Source organism: Micromonospora sicca, from assembly GCF_003172935.1.
GTDB classification, from domain to species: Bacteria; Actinomycetota; Actinomycetes; order Mycobacteriales; family Micromonosporaceae; genus Micromonospora; species Micromonospora sicca.
Genome location: NZ_QGKS01000498.1, coordinates 1 through 3,896, shown reverse-complemented (window position 1 = coordinate 3,896; position 3,896 = coordinate 1). Strand labels below are relative to the sequence as shown.

Sequence of the window (3,896 nt, the reverse complement as noted above, 5' to 3'; positions counted from 1 at the left end):
GGCGCTGCAGCTGCCGGACGACGCCGACGCCCCGGCCGCGGTGCGCGCGGTCGCCGAGGGCGCGCTGCTCGGTGGGTACCGGTTCGCCGGGTACAAGACGAAGCCGCAGCCGGCCCGGCGGGAGCCGGTGGCCGAGGTGCTGGTCGCGGTGCCGGACGCCGGCGACGCGACCGCCCGGGCGGAGATCGCCCGGGCGCAGACGGTGGCCGGCGCGGTCCGGCTCAGCCGCGACTGGGTGAACACCGCCCCGAACGAGCTGCGACCCCCGTCGTTCGCCGACGCGGTGGCGAGCGCCGCCCGGGACGCCGGCCTCGGCGTCGAGGTGCTGGACGAGGCGGCCCTGGCGGCCGGCGGGTACGGCGGCATCATGGCGGTCGGGCAGGGCTCGGAGGCCCCGCCGCGGCTGGTGAAGCTGACCTACACCCCGGAGGGCGGTGGCTCCGGCAAGCGGGTGGCGCTGGTCGGCAAGGGCATCACCTTCGACACCGGCGGCATCTCGATCAAGCCGGCGCAGGGCATGTGGGAGATGAAGTCCGACATGGCCGGCGCGGCGGCGGTCGGCGCCGCGATGCTGGCGATCGCGGCGCTCAAGCCCGCGGTGGCGGTGACCGGGTACCTGCCGATGGCGGAGAACATGCCGTCGGGCACCAGCTACCGGCCGGGCGACGTGATCAGCATGTACAACGGCAAGATGGTCGAGGTGCTCAACACCGACGCCGAGGGCCGGATGATCCTCGCCGACGCCATCGCGCGGGCCTGCGAGGACGGCACCGACTACCTCTTCGAGACCTCCACGCTCACCGGCGGCCAGGTGATCTCGCTGGGCAAGCGGATCGCCGGCGTGATGGGCACCCCGGAGCTGTGCGAGCGGGTCAAGGTGGCCGGCGAGGCGACCGGCGAGCCGGCCTGGCCGATGCCGCTGCCGGACGACGTCCGCAAGGGCATGGACTCCGACGTCGCGGACATCTCCCAGGTCAACGCCGGGATGGACCGGGCCGGTCACATGCTCCAGGGCGGCGTCTTCCTGCGCGAGTTCGTCACCGACGAGGTCGCCTGGGCGCACATCGACATCGCCGGGCCGGGTTACCACTCCGGCGAGGCCACCGGCTACCTGACCAAGGGCGGCACCGGCGTCCCGGTCCGCACCCTGGTGCACCTGGTCGAGGACGTCGCCGCCAACGGCTGACGGGTACCGGACGGCATGACGGGGCGCCCCCTGCGCGGGGGCGCCCCGTCCGCGTTCCAGGCCTCAGAACAGCTCGGGGCGGCGCTTGCGGCGTTCGTTGTAGTCGCGCATGCGTTGCGGGTAGCCCATCAGGCGGACGTCGTAGATCGGGATGGCCAGCCGGTGGGCGAAGCGGCGGGCGCCCTCCGGGCCGTCGATCCGCCGCCGGGTCCATTCGCCGTCGTCGGCGATCAGCATGACGGTGGTCTCGGTGACCGTGGTCCGCGGCTCGATGTACGCCTCGACCCCCCGCCGGGTCCGGACGAAGTTCTCCAGATGGTCCAGGTCGGCGCGGTCGGCACCCCGGTCGCGGCTCGCCACGCTCGTCCGCTTCCGTCGACGGAACAACCCCACCGGACCTTCTCCTCCCCCGTGCACCATCGAAGACGGTGCCAAGAGTACGTGTCCGCGACGTGTCGTTGGGCACCTCAGTACGCGCCCTCGAGGTCGGAGTGACAAGATGACCGAGGTGGGGTCTGTCCGTGTCACCCCCGCCGTGACCCCCCGATGCAGCGACGCGACCTGGGAGTTGGACGTGAGCGAGCCGAACGAAGCGACCTTCGACATCGTCATTCTCGGAGGTGGCAGCGGCGGCTACGCGGCGGCGCTGCGTGCCGCCCAGCTGGATCTCTCCGTCGCGCTGATCGAGAAGGGCAAGCTCGGCGGCACCTGCCTGCACAACGGCTGCATTCCCACCAAGGCGCTGCTGCACGCTGCGGAGATCGCCGACCAGACCCGGGAGTCGGAGCAGTTCGGCGTCAAGGCCGAGCTGGTCGGCATCGACATGGCGGCGGTCAACTCGTACAAGGACGGCGTGATCTCCCGGCTGTACAAGGGCCTGCAGGGCCTGGTCGGCGGCGCCAAGAACATCACCTTCGTGGCGGGCGCCGGCAAGCTGGTCGGCAAGAACGTCGTCGAGGTGGACGGCAAGCGCTACACCGGCCGCAACGTCATCCTGGCCTCCGGCTCGTACGCGAAGAGCCTGCCCGGCCTGGAGATCGACGGCGAGCGGATCATCACCAGCGACCACGCGCTGACCCTGGACCGGGTCCCGTCCTCGGTGATCGTGCTGGGCGGCGGCGTGATCGGCGTCGAGTTCGCCAGCGTGTGGAAGTCCTTCGGCGTGGACGTGACGATCGTCGAGGCGCTGCCCCGCCTGGTCGCCGCCGAGGACGAGGAGTCGTCGAAGGCGCTGGAGCGGGCCTTCCGCAAGCGTAAGATCAACTTCAAGGTCGGCAAGCCGTTCGAGAAGGTCGAGAAGACCGACAACGGCGTCAAGCTGACGATTTCCGGCGGGGAGACCGTCGAGGCCGAGCTGCTGCTGGTCGCCGTCGGTCGCGGCCCGAACACCGCCAGCCTCGGATACGAGGAGCAGGGGGTCAAGATGGACCGCGGCTACGTGCTGACCGACGAGCGGCTGCGCACCAGCGTGCCGAACGTCTACGCCGTCGGCGACATCGTGCCCGGCCTCCAGCTCGCCCACCGCGGCTTCCAGCAGGGCATCTTCGTCGCCGAGGAGATCGCCGGCCAGAACCCGGCCGTGATCGACGAGGCGGGCATCCCGCGGGTCACCTACTCCGACCCGGAGCTGGCGTCGGTCGGCCTGACCGAGGCGAAGGCCAAGGAGCAGTACGGCGACAAGGTCAAGACCTACAACTACAACCTCGGTGGCAACGGCAAGAGCCAGATCCTCAAGACGGCCGGCTTCGTGAAGCTGGTCCGCCTGGAGGACGGTCCGGTGGTCGGCGTGCACATGGTCGGCGCCCGGGTGGGCGAGCTGGTCGGCGAGGCGCAGCTCATCTACAACTGGGAGGCGTACCCGGCCGAGGTGGCGCAGCTCATCCATGCCCACCCCACGCAGACCGAGGCCCTGGGCGAGGCGCACATGGCCCTCGCCGGCAAGCCGCTGCACTCGCACGCCTGATCACGACAACCGCGGCGTCCGGCGACGGGCGATGATCCCACCAGGGGAATGAAGGAGTCTGGAGAACATGCCGGTATCGGTCACCATGCCCCGGCTCGGCGAGAGCGTCACCGAGGGCACCGTCACGCGCTGGCTCAAGCAGGAGGGCGACACCGTCGAGGTCGACGAGCCGCTGCTCGAGGTCTCGACCGACAAGGTCGACACCGAGATCCCGTCGCCCGCGGCGGGCGTGCTGAGCCGCATCGTGGTCGGTGAGGACGAGACCGCCGAGGTCGGCAGTGAGCTGGCCGTCATCGCGGGTGAGGGCGAGGAGGCCGGCGCGGCCGCCCCGCAGGAGGCCCCGGCCGAGCAGGCTGAGCCGGCCGCCGAGCCGACGGCCGCCGCCGAGGGCGCGGGTCCCGAGCCCGAGCGGGAGCAGCCCGCCCCGGAGCAGCCGCAGGCCCAGGCCGCCCCGGCGCCGTCGGGCGAGGGCACCCCGGTGAAGATGCCGGCCCTGGGTGAGAGCGTCACCGAGGGTACGGTCACCCGCTGGCTCAAGCAGGTCGGCGAGACGGTCGAGGTGGACGAGCCGCTGCTGGAGGTCTCCACCGACAAGGTCGACACCGAGATCCCCTCGCCGGTGGCCGGCACCGTGCTGGAGATCAAGGTCGCCGAGGACGAGACCGCCGAGGTCGGTGCCGACCTGGCGATCATCGGCGCCGCCGGCGCCGCCTCGGCCGCCGGCTCGTTGTACGACAGGCCCGGGGT

4 protein-coding genes are annotated in these 3,896 nt (G+C 71.7%); 3 read left to right on the top strand and 1 reads right to left on the bottom strand.

What is annotated here, in order from left to right; all coding sequences use genetic code 11:
• Positions 1-1,186, top strand: a 1,186-nt coding sequence (locus DKT69_RS36140) for a leucyl aminopeptidase (RefSeq protein WP_109805841.1), incomplete at its 5' end; no start/stop codon positions are given.
• Positions 1,187-1,249: 63 nt separating this feature from the next.
• On the opposite strand, the gene DKT69_RS36135 is transcribed toward DKT69_RS36140, so the two are convergent.
• A complete protein-coding gene (locus DKT69_RS36135; protein ID WP_109805840.1) occupies positions 1,250-1,579 on the bottom strand; it encodes a hypothetical protein in 330 nt (109 codons plus the stop codon).
• Positions 1,580-1,721: 142 nt separating this feature from the next.
• Here DKT69_RS36135 and lpdA point away from each other — a divergent pair, with 142 nt between their 5' ends.
• Together lpdA and DKT69_RS36125 are read left to right on the top strand one after the other, a co-directional pair.
• Positions 1,722-3,149, top strand: a complete 1,428-nt coding sequence (gene lpdA / locus DKT69_RS36130; RefSeq protein WP_201750037.1) for a dihydrolipoyl dehydrogenase — start codon at positions 1,722-1,724, stop codon at positions 3,147-3,149.
• A 67-nt stretch (positions 3,150-3,216) separates the two neighbouring features.
• A partial coding sequence (locus tag DKT69_RS36125; protein ID WP_304598707.1) for a biotin/lipoyl-containing protein occupies positions 3,217-3,896 on the top strand: 680 nt, incomplete at its 3' end.